The organism is Malonomonas rubra DSM 5091 (genome assembly GCF_900142125.1).
GTDB classification, from domain to species: domain Bacteria; phylum Desulfobacterota; class Desulfuromonadia; order Desulfuromonadales; family Geopsychrobacteraceae; genus Malonomonas; species Malonomonas rubra.
In genome coordinates this window covers 120938-136122 of sequence record NZ_FQZT01000002.1, presented here as the reverse complement: position 1 = coordinate 136122, position 15185 = coordinate 120938, and the positions used below count along the sequence as shown (strand labels likewise).

15 protein-coding genes are annotated in these 15185 nt (G+C 51.8%); 9 read left to right on the top strand and 6 right to left on the bottom strand.

Annotated elements, in window-relative coordinates:
• The first annotated feature begins 49 nt into the window (after nucleotides 1-49).
• The 7 genes from BUB13_RS03500 to coaBC all read left to right on the top strand — a co-directional run bounded on the left by BUB13_RS03500 (nucleotide 50) and on the right by coaBC (nucleotide 6805).
• Entirely contained in the window at nucleotides 50-424 is a 375-nt protein-coding gene (locus BUB13_RS03500; protein ID WP_072905635.1) for a response regulator, read from the top strand.
• 37 nt (nucleotides 425-461) lie between these two features.
• Nucleotides 462-914: a universal stress protein gene (locus BUB13_RS03495; RefSeq protein ID WP_072905633.1), complete on the top strand. Its 453-nt coding sequence runs from the start codon at nucleotides 462-464 to the stop codon at nucleotides 912-914.
• 134 nt (nucleotides 915-1048) lie between these two features.
• Nucleotides 1049-2251, top strand: a complete 1203-nt coding sequence (locus BUB13_RS03490; RefSeq protein WP_072905631.1) for a hybrid sensor histidine kinase/response regulator — start codon at nucleotides 1049-1051, stop codon at nucleotides 2249-2251.
• A 29-nt stretch (nucleotides 2252-2280) separates the two neighbouring features.
• On the top strand, nucleotides 2281-3831 hold the full coding sequence (locus tag BUB13_RS03485; RefSeq protein ID WP_279625958.1) for an NAD(P)/FAD-dependent oxidoreductase: 1551 nt from the start codon (nucleotides 2281-2283) through the stop codon (nucleotides 3829-3831).
• Nucleotides 3832-3839: 8 nt separating this feature from the next.
• Nucleotides 3840-4976 carry a 3'-5' exoribonuclease YhaM family protein gene (locus tag BUB13_RS03480; protein ID WP_072905627.1) on the top strand — a complete coding sequence of 379 codons (1137 nt, stop codon included), beginning with the start codon at nucleotides 3840-3842 and terminating at the stop codon, nucleotides 4974-4976.
• Complete coding sequence (locus BUB13_RS03475; protein WP_072905625.1) at nucleotides 4973-5593, top strand: MBL fold metallo-hydrolase; 621 nt, start codon at nucleotides 4973-4975, stop codon at nucleotides 5591-5593. Before BUB13_RS03480 ends, BUB13_RS03475 begins: the two co-directional genes overlap by 4 nt.
• Nucleotides 5594-5602: 9 nt before the next feature.
• On the top strand, nucleotides 5603-6805 hold the full coding sequence (gene coaBC / locus BUB13_RS03470; protein WP_072905623.1) for a bifunctional phosphopantothenoylcysteine decarboxylase/phosphopantothenate--cysteine ligase CoaBC: 1203 nt from the start codon (nucleotides 5603-5605) through the stop codon (nucleotides 6803-6805).
• Here coaBC and BUB13_RS03465 read toward each other — a convergent pair.
• Nucleotides 6792-7700, bottom strand: a complete 909-nt coding sequence (locus BUB13_RS03465; RefSeq protein WP_072905621.1) for a zinc dependent phospholipase C family protein — start codon at nucleotides 7698-7700, stop codon at nucleotides 6792-6794. The two genes, coaBC and BUB13_RS03465, sit on opposite strands and share 14 nt — an antisense overlap.
• 53 nt (nucleotides 7701-7753) lie before the next feature.
• On the opposite strand from BUB13_RS03465, the gene BUB13_RS03460 reads away from it, so the two are divergent.
• Nucleotides 7754-8473: a uracil-DNA glycosylase gene (locus BUB13_RS03460; RefSeq protein WP_072905619.1), complete on the top strand. Its 720-nt coding sequence runs from the start codon at nucleotides 7754-7756 to the stop codon at nucleotides 8471-8473.
• Nucleotides 8474-8480: 7 nt separating this feature from the next.
• Here the strand turns inward: BUB13_RS03460 and BUB13_RS03455 are convergent, their stop codons facing one another.
• A complete protein-coding gene (locus BUB13_RS03455; protein WP_139249299.1) occupies nucleotides 8481-8834 on the bottom strand; it encodes a hypothetical protein in 354 nt (117 codons plus the stop codon).
• Nucleotides 8835-8955: 121 nt separating this feature from the next.
• Between BUB13_RS03455 and BUB13_RS03450 the strand changes: the two genes are divergently transcribed.
• A complete protein-coding gene (locus BUB13_RS03450; protein ID WP_244151829.1) occupies nucleotides 8956-9378 on the top strand; it encodes a YbaN family protein in 423 nt (140 codons plus the stop codon).
• On the opposite strand, the gene BUB13_RS03445 is transcribed toward BUB13_RS03450, so the two are convergent.
• From BUB13_RS03445 to BUB13_RS03430, 4 genes are all read right to left on the bottom strand, one after another.
• Entirely contained in the window at nucleotides 9375-10265 is an 891-nt protein-coding gene (locus BUB13_RS03445) for an MBL fold metallo-hydrolase (protein WP_072905613.1), read from the bottom strand. The two genes, BUB13_RS03450 and BUB13_RS03445, sit on opposite strands and share 4 nt — an antisense overlap.
• Nucleotides 10262-10720, bottom strand: coding sequence for an SseB family protein (locus tag BUB13_RS03440; RefSeq protein WP_072905611.1), 459 nt, complete (start codon nucleotides 10718-10720; stop codon nucleotides 10262-10264). The genes BUB13_RS03445 and BUB13_RS03440 overlap by 4 nt, the downstream gene beginning before the upstream one ends.
• 83 nt (nucleotides 10721-10803) lie before the next feature.
• The gene (locus BUB13_RS03435) at nucleotides 10804-11928 is read right to left on the bottom strand and encodes an HD domain-containing phosphohydrolase (protein WP_084091720.1); all 1125 of its coding nucleotides are present in this window, start codon (nucleotides 11926-11928) and stop codon (nucleotides 10804-10806) included.
• Nucleotides 11925-15185: a hybrid sensor histidine kinase/response regulator gene (locus BUB13_RS03430; RefSeq protein ID WP_072905609.1), complete on the bottom strand. Its 3261-nt coding sequence runs from the start codon at nucleotides 15183-15185 to the stop codon at nucleotides 11925-11927. Before BUB13_RS03430 ends, BUB13_RS03435 begins: the two co-directional genes overlap by 4 nt.

The following is a 15185-nucleotide window of genomic DNA, read 5'->3' as shown; positions in this document are numbered from 1 at the left end:
TCACCTTTTGCTGATAATATTTAAATGAACTTGAACGATAGGATGACACATGGAACGGGTACTTGTTGTTGATGACGAAGAGAATGCGCGCATCGGCTTAAAGAAATTGTTGGCGATTGAGGGTTTTCAGGTCGATGCAGTCGCGAATGGTTTTGAAGCGCTTGAATATTTAAAAAACGCGCCGATCGATCTGGTCATCACAGATATCAATATGCCTGAAATGAATGGTTTGGTTTTTTTGCGTGAGTTGAATCGTTCTTATCCGTCTGTCAACGTTATCATGGTGACAGCATACGGCGGGGTTGAGTCTTACCTTGAGGCGATGAACCTTGGGGCGTTTGAATATCTGAACAAGCCAGTTAAGATTGAGGAGCTGAAAGCAGTTATGTCACGGATATTCAACCGTGAGCTGCAACGAGCTTGAGTCGTTCACGCTTTTCACTGACAGGCAGGAGGTGGTCATGAAAAATTTTGCAACCATTCTGGTGGCGGTCGATTTTTCCGACAGCTCTGATAACGCTTTCCAGATGGCATTGTCGATGGCTGAAAAGTTCGGGTCACATCTGGTTGTTCTCCACGTTATCAATGAGCCGATCGATCTGCGCGGTTTCTACGTCCCGCACATCTCCTATGAAAAGTTGGAAGAGGAGATTGCCGAGGGCGCAGAGAAGATGATGGAAAGTTTCAGCCGCCAGCATATTGTCGGTTTCAGTGATTACGAGACGATGATTGTTCCCGGGTTGCCGCATGAGCAGATCCTGCAACAGGCCGAAGACAAAGGGGCAGAGCTGATAGTCATGGGAACTCATGGCCGCAGTGGTCTGGATCATGTTCTGTTTGGTAGTACAGCAGAAAAAGTTGTGCGTAAATCAAAACTGCCGGTGCTGACCGTTCGTTTGGAAGAGGACGCTTGAGCGGCCACTGAATAAATGATAACTGTTTTCCGAAAAGCAGCCGTAATGGCTGCTTTTCAATTTTGCTTCTGCTTGTCAAAGTGAAACAGCCGGAGTATCCTGCCTTTTTTGATTTTCCTGTGTAGATAGACATTATGACGATTGAGAAAAGCCGCTTCGCCGGTGAAAAAGTTTTACTTGTCGATGACGAGGAAGTCATCCTTGAATTAACCTCGCTGCTGCTGAGAAAACGTGGGTTTGAAGTTCTCCTGGCGCGAAACGGTGAAGAGTGCGTGCGTATGGTGGCAGAACATCATCCGGCATTGGTGCTGCTCGATTATATGATGCCGGTCATGAACGGTTTCTCTGCTCTCAAGCAGATCAAAATCAACTACCCTGATACCTATGTCATCATGTTTACAGGGAAGGGCAGTGAAGAAGTTGCTGTCGAGGTGATGAAAGCCGGAGCCAGCGATTATCTGCAGAAACCTTTTTCCAATAAAAACCTGCAAGAGCGGATCGATTCGATTCTGATGATTCGCAAAGTGGAGCTGGAAAACCATAACCTGCTCAGAGAAAGAGAATTCCTACAACGAGAGATTGAGGAATGGAACCGTGAGCTGGAACAGCGGGTGGTCAACAAGAGCCGCGAACTGGAACTGGCACACAAAGAAATTATTCAATCTGAAAAACTTGCAACTCTTGGCCACATTTCTGCGGGCATGGCGCACGAGATCCGCAATCCGCTGAACTCGATCAACCTGTTTGCACAGATTCTGATGTCCGCCCCGGAACTGGATGAAGAAAACAGAAACTACGTCACCAAAATCACACAGGAAGTCGAGCGGATCGATCAGATCCTTTTGAAGATGCTCGCCGCCAGCAAGGGGGAAGGTGAGAAGCTGGAGCGGGTCAATCTCGTCAACGTTATTCATAAAGTGCTGAGCGACTACAAGGTTCAGATCGATGCACAGAAGATCGATGTTGACTGCAAGCTGGACGCAAGCGCCCCCGAGATTGAAGCCGATCCTGTAGAGATGGAGCAGATTTTTACCAACCTGATCAGTAACGCTCTTTTTGAGATGCAGGATGGCGGACGCCTCGGCTTGGTGATGATCAGCGATGCGGAAAGCCTGATCATCAAGGTTGCCGATAGCGGGCGCGGCATTCCCACCGAAAACCTGGCTCGCCTGTTCGATCCATTCTTTACCACCAAAGAGAAGGGAACTGGGTTCGGCCTTTCGGTCGTGCTGAGGATTATCAAAGGGTACGGCGGCAAAATTTCCGTCGACAGTGCTCCCGGCGAAGGGGCGACTTTCATCGTCGAATTACCGCTGCTGCCTTCTTCTGTTCACTGATGCCTCTGCGTTTGCGTGAAATACCCCTCGTGTTAGACGAGGACGAGTCGGTCCTGCCGTTAAGAATAGCCGAACTTCTGGTGTTGCCCGTCGAGTCGATCCTTGACTGGAAAATTGTTCGAAAAGGGATCGATGCGCGGAAAAAACCGAACGTTTTGCGCGTCTATACTGTCGATTTTACGACACAAAACGACAGCGACGTTTTGGCCGCAAACAGTGAAAATCAAAAACTGATCGAAACTCCCCTGACGTCAGCCGAAACTGTTTTCAGTCTTCACCAGAGGCCGAAAGTGTTGGTCGTCGGCATGGGGCCGGCGGGATTGTTTGCTGCACTTCGATTAGCGAAAAACGGTGCTGACGTCACTTTAATCGAACGGGGCAAACCGGTTGAGGAACGTTACCGAGATGTTCAGTCTTTCTGGAACGAACGGAATTTCAACCCGGAGAGTAACATCCAGTTCGGCGAGGGGGGGGCGGGAACTTTTTCCGATGGCAAGTTGAACTCGCGCCTCAATAATCCGTTGATGAGGAATGTTCTGGAAACCCTGGTGCAGTTCGGTGCGCCGGAAGAAATCCTCTATCAAGCCAAGCCGCACGTCGGTTCCGACCGACTTCGCGCTGTGCTGATCAATTTCCGCAAGCAGTTGCAGAAGCTCGGGGTCGATATTCGGTTCTCAACCCGTCTGACCGGCATCGAAACAACTCAAGGTAAAGTTGTTGCCGCGCAGCTGAACGACAATGAACAGCTTCCTGCTGAACAATTGATCCTTGCTGTTGGCCATAGTGCTCGTGATAGCTATCAGATGTTGTCTGAAAAAGCTGTCAGGATGGAGCAAAAAGCCTTCGCAATAGGCCTGCGGGTGGAACATCCTCTTGAACTGATCAACAGCATTCAGTACGGTATGCCTAAGCACCCGCAATTGCCGGCGGCGGAATATAGCCTGGCCTGGAACAATCGGAAAAGCGGTCGCGGGGTTTATTCTTTCTGCATGTGCCCCGGCGGGATGGTTGTCAACGCCGCTTCAGAAGAGGGCGCTATCGTTGTTAACGGCATGAGCGATTTCAAGCGGGATGCGCAGCGCTCCAACAGCGCGCTGGTGGTGGCTGTCCGGTCGGATGATTTCGGCGCGACCGATCCACTGGCAGGTGTCCGTTTTCAGCGTCGTTGGGAACAGCAGGCGTTCACAGCAGGTGGCGGTAACTGGAGTGCACCGGCGCAGCCGCTTTTGGAGTTTCTTCAGGGGAATGGTGGCCGGATCAATTCCTCCTGCCAGCCGCAGGTGGTTGCGGCCGATTTGAACGCTTGTCTGCCGAAATTTGTAACAGACGAATTGCGCTTGGCGTTGCCGCAGTTCGAACGTAAAATGCGCGGTTTCATCTGTGAAGAGGCAACGCTGATCGGGGTTGAAACGCGCACTTCCGCACCGCTGCGGATTTTGCGCAACGCTGACTGTGAATCGGTCAGTCATGCCGGGTTGTTCCCGGCCGGAGAGGGGGCCGGTTACGCCGGCGGAATCATGAGTGCTGCGGTTGATGGCCTGAAAGTCGCCGACAGTATTCTTGGACGTTATTCAAAGTAGAGGATAATTTGAAGCAGATATACGTAGATCAGATCCGCGAACGGGATCAACTTGAGTCAGTTTTCCTGGTGCGGGATAAAATTACCGCGATGGCGAAAAACGGCAAGCCGTATATGACCCTGAAACTGATGGACCGAACCGGCGAGGTGGAGGGCCGGGTCTGGGACCGGGTCGATCAGCTCGGTTCCTATTTCGAAAAGGATGATTTCATTCAGGTGATCGCCAAGGCGAGCGTCTACCTGGGGAAGATGCAGATCGTTGTGCAGGATTTGCGCAAGGTTGATGATTCGCTGGTTGATCTGGCTGATTTTCTACCAGTTTCAGAGCGTGACCCAAAAGAGATGCGGCAGGAACTTGACGAACTGCTCGACTCACTGGTCGATCCGCACATCGAGGCACTGCTGCGCTCCTTTTTCGACGATCCGGAATTTTATCCCCGCTACAGCCAGGCCCCGGCCGCCAAGGGGATGCATCACGTTTATCTCGGCGGCTTGCTGGAACACTCGCTGGCAGTATCGGCTTTGGCCTCTGACATGGCGAAGCGCTACCCACAAGTCAATCGCGACCTGCTGATCGCAGGGGCTTTGCTGCACGATGTCGGCAAGGTCGAGGAGCTTTCCTACCAGCGGTCCTTCGATTACACTGATGAAGGTAAGCTGCTTGGCCACATCATTATCGGGGTGCAGATGGTCGAAGACCGGGTTCGCCGGATCGATGGTTTTCCGCCGAAGCTGGCTGTGTTGCTGAAACACCTGCTGCTGTCACATCACGGCCAGTATGAGTTCGGTTCGCCGAAGCGGCCGAAATTTATCGAGGCGGTGGTCCTCAGTTTCATCGATGACCTCGATTCCAAGATCAACGGTATCCAGGCGCACATCGACAAAGAGCCGAACCGTGAAAGCAACTGGACAGCGTATCATCGTCTTTACGACCAGTATTTCTACAAAGGCGAGCGCGAGGAGACTCGACAAGCTGACGCTGTGCAGCCTGTTGCTCCACCGCCGCCGATGCCGAAAGCGGAAAGACCGGCGAGACCGGCAAAAAAAGATTTCAATAAACCGCTTGGTGCGACATTGGGCGAACAGCTGAAAGAGAAAAACCTCGATCTGTTTTCAGCCTTTTCCGATAAGGGAAATGAGTCATGATTCTCGATAGCCTCGAAACTGGACCGCTACAGGTCAATTGCTATATTGTCGGCTGTGAAAAAACGCGCAAAGCCGTCGTTATCGATCCGGGCGGCGATGCAGATCGGATCCTTGATCGTCTGCAGAAGCACAACCTTCAGTTGCAGATGGTGATCAACACTCACGGCCATTTCGATCATGTTGGCGGTAATAAGCGATTGCTGGAAGCGACCGGTGTTGAACTTCTGCTACACGAAGCTGACAAAGACCTGCTCGGCATGGCGGCGCAGCATGCCGGGATTTACGGACTGCCGACCGAGCTGTCGCCGCAACCGGACAAGCTGCTGGTCGATGGTGATATTGTCCATGTCGGTGAGCTGGAACTGAAAGTGTTGCACACCCCGGGGCATACTTCGGGCGGTATCTGTTTGCTGGTGGATGATCAGTTGATTGTCGGCGATACTTTGTTTGCCGGGTCGATCGGTCGCACCGATCTGCCGGGCGGTAATCATGAACAGCTGATTCAGAGCATCCGCACAAAGCTGTTACCTCTTCCTGACGGCACCGCCGTGCATCCGGGACACGGCCCGTCAACCAGCATCGGCCGGGAAAAAGTTTACAATCCGTTTTTGTCTTAGGGGAAAATGATGCTGCAGGGAAAAACAGTTATTCTGGGTGTCAGCGGCGGTATCGCCGTATACAAAGCGGTGGAGTTATTACGCCTGCTGACCAAGGCTGGTGCGACCGTGCACGTCATCATGACGAAAAACGCGCAGCAGTTCGTTACTCCGCTGACATTTCAGACCCTCTCCGGTAACCCGGTACATACTGATCTGTTCAACCTCTACCAGGAACAGGAGATCGGTCACATTTCCCTGGCTGACCGGGCTGACCTGTTCCTGCTGGCGCCGGCGACTGCCAACCTGATCGGCAAGATTGCCAACGGCCTGGCGGATGACCTGCTTACCACCAGTGTCATGGCGACCAAGGCCCCGGTGCTGGCTGTGCCGGCGATGAACAGCAATATGTACACGAACCCGCTCTACAAGCAGAACGAAAAAAGATTGCTTGATGCTGGTTATCACGTCATGGAACCCGCCTGCGGGGCACTTGCCTGCGGCTGGGAAGGCAAGGGGAAAATGCCCGCTCCGGAAGATATTCTCTCGGTTGCTGCTTCTGTTTTGTTGCCGAACGATCTGCAGGGTTGTCGCATACTGGTGACTGCCGGGCCGACGCGTGAAGAAGTCGATCCGGTGCGTTACATCACCAACTATTCCTCCGGAAAAATGGGTTACGCGATTGCCGAAGCAGCGGCGAAGCGGGGTGCGACGGTGACCCTGGTGACCGGTCCAACCAGCTTGCAGGTGCCGGATGGTGTCAAGTGTGTGCCGGTCAGTTCCGCGGAAGAGATGCGCTCTGCAGTGCTGAATAATTTTACCGCGACCGATGTGGTGATAAAGGCCGCGGCTGTTGCCGATTATCGTCCGGCAGAACGAGGCGCCAACAAGCTGAAGAAAAAAGAAGACGAGTTGGTGCTTCGACTGGAGAAAAACCCCGATATCCTGGCCGAACTGGGGGCACAGAAGGGCGAACGAATACTGATTGGTTTTGCTGCCGAAACCGAGCGACTGTTGGCTCACGCTGCGGAGAAGCTGCAGAAGAAGAATCTCGATATGATCGTTGCCAACGATGTCAGTGCAGAAGGCGCCGGCTTTGATGTCGATACCAATATCGTACGTTTTCTGTTTGCCGATGGCCGTGTCGACGAGCTGGAGCTGATGAAAAAAGAACAGGTTGCCTTACGTCTGCTCGACCAGGTGGAGAAACTCTGGAAGGCTAAGCAACAGTAAGCAGAGGTAACAGCTCATCGGGATTGGTGATGCCCAGCTTGAAGCGGGTTCGCAGATCCTCGATGATCAGGTCGGAATCTTCCGGCAGGAGTTTGCCGTCGAGCCAGAGCATATTCATGTTTTTGCGGATCTGCTTCGCCGCCGCGAGCGCCCGGTCACCGGTTGGATCCGCGTTCCAGTAGGGGCTTTCCGGATCGCTGAGGATGCCACTGATCGCTTCCAGCGCCATCAGCAGGTATTCGCTGTGCTCGGTATCGTCGAGCTGAAACTTTGAGCGGTTGGCCACGGTGCGCAGTATTTTATGCCAGCGCTGCAGGCGGCTGACCAGCATCATCGAGTTGAACAGCTGTTTGTTGGTGCCGAAAGAGAAGAGAGTTTTCGACACGGTTCTGCTGAGCATGTTGTCAAGATTGCTGTTGTCTCGCTTTGACAGCTGTTCCGCCAATTCCCAGACATCGTCGGCAATGCCGAACTCGGCGCGGACCTCCCAGTACGCGTGGTTATGCAGCACTGTGTTGAAGGTTGTCGACAGTTTCAACGGTACGTAGTAGTTATGAGCCACGGTATCGGCTGCCAGGTGTGACAGGTAGCCATAGGCACAGGCCTCGGCTTCCGGGCCTTCTTTTCGGGCATGCTCGAGAATCTGGTTGCCGACACGCCAGTTGTGGCAATGGTCGAGGTAGTGGGTGAATTTTTTCCCCAAAGTGATGTCAGCCGCGACACAGCCATAAAGGTAGTCAAGGGGATAGGCTGTCAGCAGGTTGGCCAGTGCAGCTGGAAGCATGCTGTTTGCCTCCAGGATGCAGGAGCCAAGGCTAAGATGGACACCGACTCCCCAGGCGAATGCATCGGCCGGAAGGATGCAGAGAGTTAATACTAAAAGCAGAATGCGCATTTTATTTCTCAATTCAGCTGTTGCTATCAACAGCAGACAAGCAGGTTCAAGTTATGCCTGATAAATTATATCACGAAACCTGCGAAGCAATCTCCCAAGGGCGTGCACTGTTGGAAGATTTGCAGGCGTGGGGATTTGAAGCGGTACCGCAGGTCGCCGAGGAAGATCTGCCGATCTGTTCACTTCCCGATCCTGCACACCCTGAACCTAAGGCCCCCTGTCGGCCTGAAACCCTGGAAGAACTGCAAGCGGGCCTCGCCGATTGTCAGCGTTGCGGTCTGTCCGCAGGCCGACAGAATATTGTTTTCGGTGTCGGCAATCCGCAGGCGGATCTGGTTTTGGTCGGCGAAGCGCCGGGGCGGGAAGAGGATATCAAGGGGTATCCCTTTGTTGGCGAGGCGGGGCGACTGCTCGATAAAATTCTGTTCGCCATGCATTTGAGCCGTCGCGATGTGTACATCTGTAATGTCATCAAGTGCCGGCCACCGAGTAACCGCGATCCGCAACCGGATGAAATCGCAGCCTGCGAGCCTTTCCTGAAAAAGCAGTTGGCTTCGATCAAGCCACGCATCATCGTCGCTTTGGGACGTTTTGCTGCCCAGACCCTGTTGCAGAGCAAAGTTCCGGTGGGGAAATTGCGTGGTAACTGGCATGAGTATCAGGGGATTCCTCTCATGCCAACGTTTCACCCGGCGTATTTGTTGCGTAACCCGGCCGGAAAGCGTGAAGTCTGGGAAGATATGAAACAGGTGATGACGAAGTTGCGGGACTGATACAGGTTTAAGCGAAAGTGTCGATAAAGGTTCCGGGGGGCGGAGCCTGATGGTTCTGCATCTGGTACGGCCCTGTTTTGCCACTACTGGTCGCCCGGGCCTGATACTGCTCACCGGATGTTTCCACTTCGATTCGACTGTCGAGGGTTTGTCGTTCCTGGGCAAAGTTTTTGGGTGAAGGGGTATAGAATTCGACATATTCGGCATCGATAATCGGTGCCGAGGTCGATGCATTGCGCTGGTAGCTCTCCTCACGCAGCGCCTGCTGTCGTTCCGGAATCTGGTCGGCAGATTTACTGTTTGGTGAAGTAGATTGAGACCTGCTGACCTGAGTCGGAATATTGGTTGAATTGATGCGCACAACCAAGACCTTTGTCGTTTCCAGTTAAATGAAATCTTTCTTTACGTTATTTAACTATAAGTGACATCATTTTTTAGCGCAAGACGTAAAGGGTTGAAATATAGGCTAATTAAGATGTGTAATGGCAGAATTAATGAGTAATGAACAGTTGCCACTGAGTCAAAATAAAGCCTTGCGTGTGGCGTTGTTGATCATCGGTTTCTTGAGTGTTGCTTTGGCTGTGCTGGGGATGTTTCTGCCACTGCTGCCAACAGTACCACTGCTGCTCCTTGCGGCAGCCTGTTTTGCCCGGAGTTCTGAGCGGTTTCATGGCTGGCTGCTGGAGCATCCGCAGCTCGGACCTGTGGTGCGCAGCTATATCGGCGGCCAAGGGGTCCCGTTACGTGCCAAGATAGTCGCCATCAGCACCATCTGGCTTTCTGTGCTGGTGTCGGTGTTCTTCCTGTTGTCGGTTCTCTGGGTGAAGATGATGCTGATCGGCATCGCCCTCTGCGTGACGATCTACCTGCTGCGTCTGCCCTTGGCTGAAGGGGAAGAGGGCTAACCCAGACTTTCTGCGTACTCGCGCATGCCGCGCAGCGAGTTGTCGAGAAAATAGTTTTCCCGCGCCTGAATATCATCCTCCAGTTGATCGATCAGTCCGTAGTTCGGATCGTTCTTTCGCAACCATTCAGTCATCGCCGAGCGGAATTCGTCTCTAGGTAAATCGAGGTGCTGGGAAACTCCATTTACCCACAGCTTCAGTTGCTGTTTGCCGATCTGCAAGTAATCCAGGGCTGGCTCAACCAGGCCGAAATGAGCAATTACCAGATAGCGCGGTGCGAGGGCAATCATCTTTTCGATCGATTCGAGGGCGACTTCAAGAATGAATTTCGGCGGTGTCGCCGGGCGCATGTAGATACCATCTTTCAGCGGATAGTGGACCCCGATCACTTCACCACCGAACAGCAAGTTGTCTAGCTGGAAACAGCAGTGGTGCTGGGCATGTCCCGGCGTCTGGTAAGTGCGGATACCGGTGTTGCCGATCTGCTCCTGGTAACTGATCATGTTCTCCGGAACCGGAATGATTTCACCGTAAGCCTCAGCCAGCTGGCCGAGTACTTTCTGCGAACCGAGCCAGAGTTTCTCAGGCGCCACCATGTGTTTGATCCCCTGTGGATGGCAGATCACCTTTGCCTCAGGATAATGTTTCAGCAGTTCACCGGCGCCACCGGCATGGTCAATATGAATGTGAGTCAGCAAGACGTAATCGAGCTGCTTGACCTCGAGTTGTTGTAGCTTTGTCAGCAGAACCGGAATGGTTGAGAGCGGACCTGGATCGACGATGAAGTTAAGCGAGCTGTCCTGATACAACCAGCAGCTGATGAATTTACGGAAACCCTCCAGTTGCGTTTGGTCAAGCTCGATACAGGTCAGCTTGTCAGTGATCATTCTGTGTCCTGTTGGTTCGGTTCTTCCTGCTTTTCCTGCTCTTCGCTTGCGTCCTTGGTCTGGCGGACGATTTCTTTAAGCCAGGCGATCTCTTTCGGCTCGAACATCTTCTGATGCTCGGTTCCATAGTTCAAAGCCCAGTAAAGATTCGGAAGAGACATCTCAGTGACGGCATGACCGGGCAGTGCGGCGTATTTCACTGAATCGTCCGCCCAATCCTGTAGCCGCTTTATGGTGTCGAACAGCATCAGGTATTCATTGCCGTTCGCCTGTACCAGCAGCGGTAGCGAGCCGTCATCTTCATTCACATCATTTTTTGTTTCATCATTCTCTGCAGTTTTTTCTTCGATGACAGGAATGAAGAAGAGTGAGTTCAGAAACAGATCGTAATAGAGTGGTTGTGCTTTCGGATCCTTTGCGCCGAGAGCCAATGCCTCATCCAGCTTGGTCGCCATGATATTGCCTTTCCGTCAGTTAAAAGTCGCTGCTGATCATAGGGGAGAACCGCTGCGACAGCAAGGCCGGAATAGGAGAAAGTTTACGCCGGTGCCGGACTGTTAAAAGTTTCCTGATCGAGGAAACGATCTTTGATCTGTAATATTTCTGGCAGGTTGTCGATGAACAGATCGACAGAGACCGGTTCGAAATGTTTTCCGGACTCCTCTTTAAGGAGGGTGACTGCTTTTTCAACTGGCCAGGCATGTTTGTAGGGGCGTTCTGATGTGAGTGCGTCGAAAACGTCACTGACCGCGGCGATACGTGCTGCAATCGGTATCTGTTCTCCAGATATTCCATTGGGGTAGCCACTTCCGTCCCATTTTTCATGATGGTAGAGAGCAGTCTCCCGTGCCAACTGCATGACTTTTGAAGGGTTGTCGCCGATGATCCTCGCCCCGATTCGTGGGTGCTCGCGCATCAGGACCCATTCATCATCAGTCAGTTTTCCCGGTTTGAGTAGAATGTCATCGGGGATGCCGATTTTACCGACATCATGCATGGTACTGGCGTGCAGTAGAAGTTCAGAAAACTCCTGCCCCAGCCCACGCTTGGCAGCGAGCAGGCTGCAGGTGTGGCTCATGCGCTGGACATGGGCGCCGGTTTCGTTGTCGCGAAGTTCCCCGGCTGCGCCAAGGCGACGGACGATCTCGAATTGTGTCCGGCGAATTTCATTGGTCCGTTCGCGAACCTCGCTCTCCAGCAGGTCCGCACGGATAACCTGACGTGTGTAGTAGAGGCGGGTCTGCAGGGTGTTGCGGATGCGCAGCAGGACCTCCCAATCCTCGAACGGTTTGGTGAGAAAATCCTTCGCCCCGGCGGAGAGCGCCTGCTGACGGGTTTCCTGATCGGTCTGTGCGGTAAGAACGATGATCGGAAGGTATTCCTCCTGCATAATATCGGCAAACTGCCCCAGCACCTCGATTCCGGACATGCCGGGCATACGGATGTCGAGCAAGATCAGGTCGAAGCGATGGCGCATGTACAGAGGTAGAACCTGAAACGGATCTGTCGTGGTGTAGATGTTTTCGTACTCATCTTCTTCCAGTACCGCTTCCAGCAAAGCAACATTGGAAGGATTGTCGTCGACGATCAGTATTTTTGCGTTATGGATATCGCTCAGCGAACTGCTCAGGACGAGATCGTCCAGATCGTTGTTGCTTGTCATATCTCTATCTCCAGATTCTTTTGCAGCACTTTTATCAGTTTGTCAAAATCGAACGGTTTGGGCAGAAGGCCGTTGAAACCGAGCTTTTCTATCTTGCTTCGGAGAGGTTCACCCTCCTCACCGATTATTGTTGTCACAGCAATAACCGGGATGAATTCGGTGGAGCTGTGCCCTTTCAACTTACGGTAAACCTGAAAACCGTCGATACCCGGCAGGTACAGGTCAAGTAGAATCAGATCGGGCGGATCAGCCAGAGCCTGCTCCATGCCATCTTCACCCGTTTCCGCAACCTGTAATTTGAATCCGGCTAACTTGGAAAAATAAACACGCATTAAATCGGTGTGGACAGGAGTGTCCTCTATATAGAGGACATTCTGTTCTTTTTTAGTGCTGACGGGGAGGCTCTGAGGAGCTTCTTGCTTTATCTCCTGCGGTTTTAACTGAACGCTTTCTGTTGCTGCCAGCGGCAGAGTAAACCAGAAGCTGCTACCTTTTCCGAGAGTGCTTTCAAAATCGATAGTGCCGCCCATAGCTTCGACCAGTTGCTTGGTAATGGTCATGCCGATACCACTCCCTTCAATGGCCTCCTGGTTGTCGACAACGCGGGCAAAGGGGGTGAAAATGTCCCTTTTTTTCTCTTCGGCAATGCCAATTCCGTTGTCGGTGACTTCGAAGCAAAGCAGGCCAGGGACTTCTTCATTGAGGCGAATTGTCACAGTGCCGTTTTGTTTGTTGTATTTGACGGCGTTCGACAACAGATTAAGGAGAATCTGTTTCAGACGAATCATGTCAGCTCTGACCAGTGGTAAATGATTTGGGTCGTCAGCTTCGATACGGATGTTCTGTTCATCAGCCAGCGGCTTTATCAATGACAGCGATTCTTCGATGGCAGGGCCCGGATCAAGCGGTTCAATGTTCAGAGAAAATTCACCTGCTTCTATCTTTGCCAGATCGAGGACCTCATTGATCAGTTGCAACAGGTGTTTACCGGCGGAGTTGATCTGCTCCGTCATGTCCCGTTGTTTATCGTTGAGCGGGTTCTTTTTGCTTGTCAGCATCAGTCGGGAAAACCCGTTAATCGCGTTCAACGGCGTACGCAGTTCGTGGCTCATCTGCGAGAGGAACTTTGACTTTGCCCGGTTCGAACTCTCCGCTTGCTGCTGGGCTCTCTTTAGATCAGAAATATTTTCTTTAACGGCGACAAAATGTTTGATTTCACCCCAGGAGTCGAGGATCGGAATCACTTGCACAGACTCTTCGTACAGCTCATCATTCTTTTTGCGGTTGATGAACTCACCCTGCCAGATATTCCCTGCTTTGATGGTTTGCCAGAGTTCGGTAAATTTGACTGGATCTGTTCGGCCTGATTTTAGAAGGTTAGGATTTTTCCCGGCCACTTCCTGAAAACGGTAGCCGGTAATCTTTTCGAAAGCAGGATTGACATACTCAATATTCCCTTCGATGTCGGTCATGACCACGCTGCTGGGGGATTGCTCGACCACCATCTGCAGCTTCAGGTTTTCCTCTTCCGCTTCTTTTCTGGCGGTGATATCCCGTGAGGTGAGGATGTATTCGTCATTGCCGTCGATCTGATCGAATTTACGGATTGAGGTTTCCATGACGCGATACCCCCCGTTGCTGGCAAGGATGCGATGGGTCATGGGGGATGTCACACCATAGTCTTTGTGCAGCTGCTCAATCGCAATGTTTTTCAGGTCTTCCCGGTGGACAAGTTCGCGTACGTTGCGGGAGATGACCTGCTGTTGTTTGTAGCCGAGCAGAGTTTCGACCGAAGGACTGATGTAGGTGACTGTGCCTGCCGCATCGACGATCGCGATCAGGTCGGAAACATTTTCGATCAAGCGACGGAAGTGCAGCTCGCTCTGGGCCAGCTTCAGTTGGGCATCCCGGCGTTGACGAGCTTCTTCCTCCAGCTCGGCAGTGCGCTCACGGACTTTATCTTCGAGTTGCTCGTTTACTTCCTGCAGGGCCTGCTGAGCCTCTTTTTTATCGGTGATATCAAGTGAATACTCGATCATCTGGACCAGCTGTCCATTGGTGTCGAAAATCGGGTACCCATGGACTTCAACAATCCTTTTTTCTCCCTGTAGATTGACATGGGTATGTTCAACGACGACAGGTTTCTCGGTCTTTTTGACCAACTGTAGTGGACATGGATGCTCTTTGCTGTCGCAAGGAGTCGAGCTGTCATGGGTCAAGGCATGGCAGGTAATTCCGGCGGTATCATGAGCCAATCCAGTGGCTGAGTTGGCCATGACAACCTCGAAGCTTGCAACATCGATGACATAAAAGGGATGGGCCAGCGACTCAATGGTGCTGAGGAGAAATTCCGCCTGTTCGGTGAGCTGGATTTCTGCCAGTTTGCGGTCTTCGACTTCCTTTTCCAGTTTTTGTGTACGGTCGTGCACCAACTGCTCGAGGTTTTCGTTTGTCTCAAGCAGCAGGTTCTGGAAATGGTCTCTCTCACGAAGAATGCTGCGACTCGAACGGACCACTAGCCAGCCCATAAGTAGCAACATCAGGGTGGCAGCTACTCTGGTAGATATCTCAATTTTTCTATAATTACTGGTGAAGTTTGTATGAATCTGGTGAATCCGCTCCATTTCCTGCTTGCTTTCAAAATGCAACCGGTTGGAATTCTCAAGAATGCGGACAAAGAAAGGCTCAACGCCTTTGTAATAATGACCGACTTTACTGATAACGGCAGAAAAGCTCAGAGCGTTGGAGTTACTGAATGCCGCAATCTTTGTTTCCACCAGACCTTGGAAATTTGTAACGATTGTATCCAGCTCTACGAGTTTGGCCCGCATTTCGATGATCTGAAGATCGATTTTTTGCTGCTGATAATTGATATAATTAAGTTTCCTGGATATCAGCTCTTCGTCACCAAAATTGACAGGATAAATCTCTTCCCAGATACCCCCAGCTTCAAGAACTTTCAGGATATGGTCGATCTGTATTCTCAGTTGCTGGAAACTGTCAACGATTCTGTTTAGTTCCGAACCGCTGTTCGCGTTGGACATGTCGTGCAGCTTTATGTTGAGCTGCAGCAATTTCTTCTGCAAAAGGTGGGAAATTTCCAGCTTGGTTTGTTCATTGGCAACCAAACTGCTCAGGTAATGACTGCGTTTCTGGAGGAGATAGTTGCTGGTGCGCAGACCGAAAAAAACGACAAAAACAAAGATAAGCAGCAGGACTATCTGGGCAACGATATGCTTCTGTAAATTTCTCAACAT

Excerpts from the sequence above, each read along its gene's own strand:
- BUB13_RS03465 (WP_072905621.1), bottom strand. The coding sequence starts at position 7,700 with ATGCGCATTCTGCTTTTAGTATTAACTCTCTGCATCCTTCCGGCCGAT.
- BUB13_RS03460 (WP_072905619.1), top strand. The coding sequence starts at position 7,754 with ATGCCTGATAAATTATATCACGAAACCTGCGAAGCAATCTCCCAAGGG.
- BUB13_RS03490 (WP_072905631.1), top strand. The coding sequence starts at position 1,049 with ATGACGATTGAGAAAAGCCGCTTCGCCGGTGAAAAAGTTTTACTTGTC.
- BUB13_RS03440 (WP_072905611.1), bottom strand. The coding sequence starts at position 10,720 with ATGGCGACCAAGCTGGATGAGGCATTGGCTCTCGGCGCAAAGGATCCG.
- BUB13_RS03430 (WP_072905609.1), bottom strand. The coding sequence starts at position 15,185 with ATGTTGAGAAATTTACAGAAGCATATCGTTGCCCAGATAGTCCTGCTG.
- BUB13_RS03435 (WP_084091720.1), bottom strand. The coding sequence starts at position 11,928 with ATGACAAGCAACAACGATCTGGACGATCTCGTCCTGAGCAGTTCGCTG.
- BUB13_RS03500 (WP_072905635.1), top strand. The coding sequence starts at position 50 with ATGGAACGGGTACTTGTTGTTGATGACGAAGAGAATGCGCGCATCGGC.
- BUB13_RS03450 (WP_244151829.1), top strand. The coding sequence starts at position 8,956 with ATGGCAGAATTAATGAGTAATGAACAGTTGCCACTGAGTCAAAATAAA.
- coaBC (WP_072905623.1), top strand. The coding sequence starts at position 5,603 with ATGCTGCAGGGAAAAACAGTTATTCTGGGTGTCAGCGGCGGTATCGCC.
- BUB13_RS03445 (WP_072905613.1), bottom strand. The coding sequence starts at position 10,265 with ATGATCACTGACAAGCTGACCTGTATCGAGCTTGACCAAACGCAACTG.
- BUB13_RS03475 (WP_072905625.1), top strand. The coding sequence starts at position 4,973 with ATGATTCTCGATAGCCTCGAAACTGGACCGCTACAGGTCAATTGCTAT.
- BUB13_RS03495 (WP_072905633.1), top strand. The coding sequence starts at position 462 with ATGAAAAATTTTGCAACCATTCTGGTGGCGGTCGATTTTTCCGACAGC.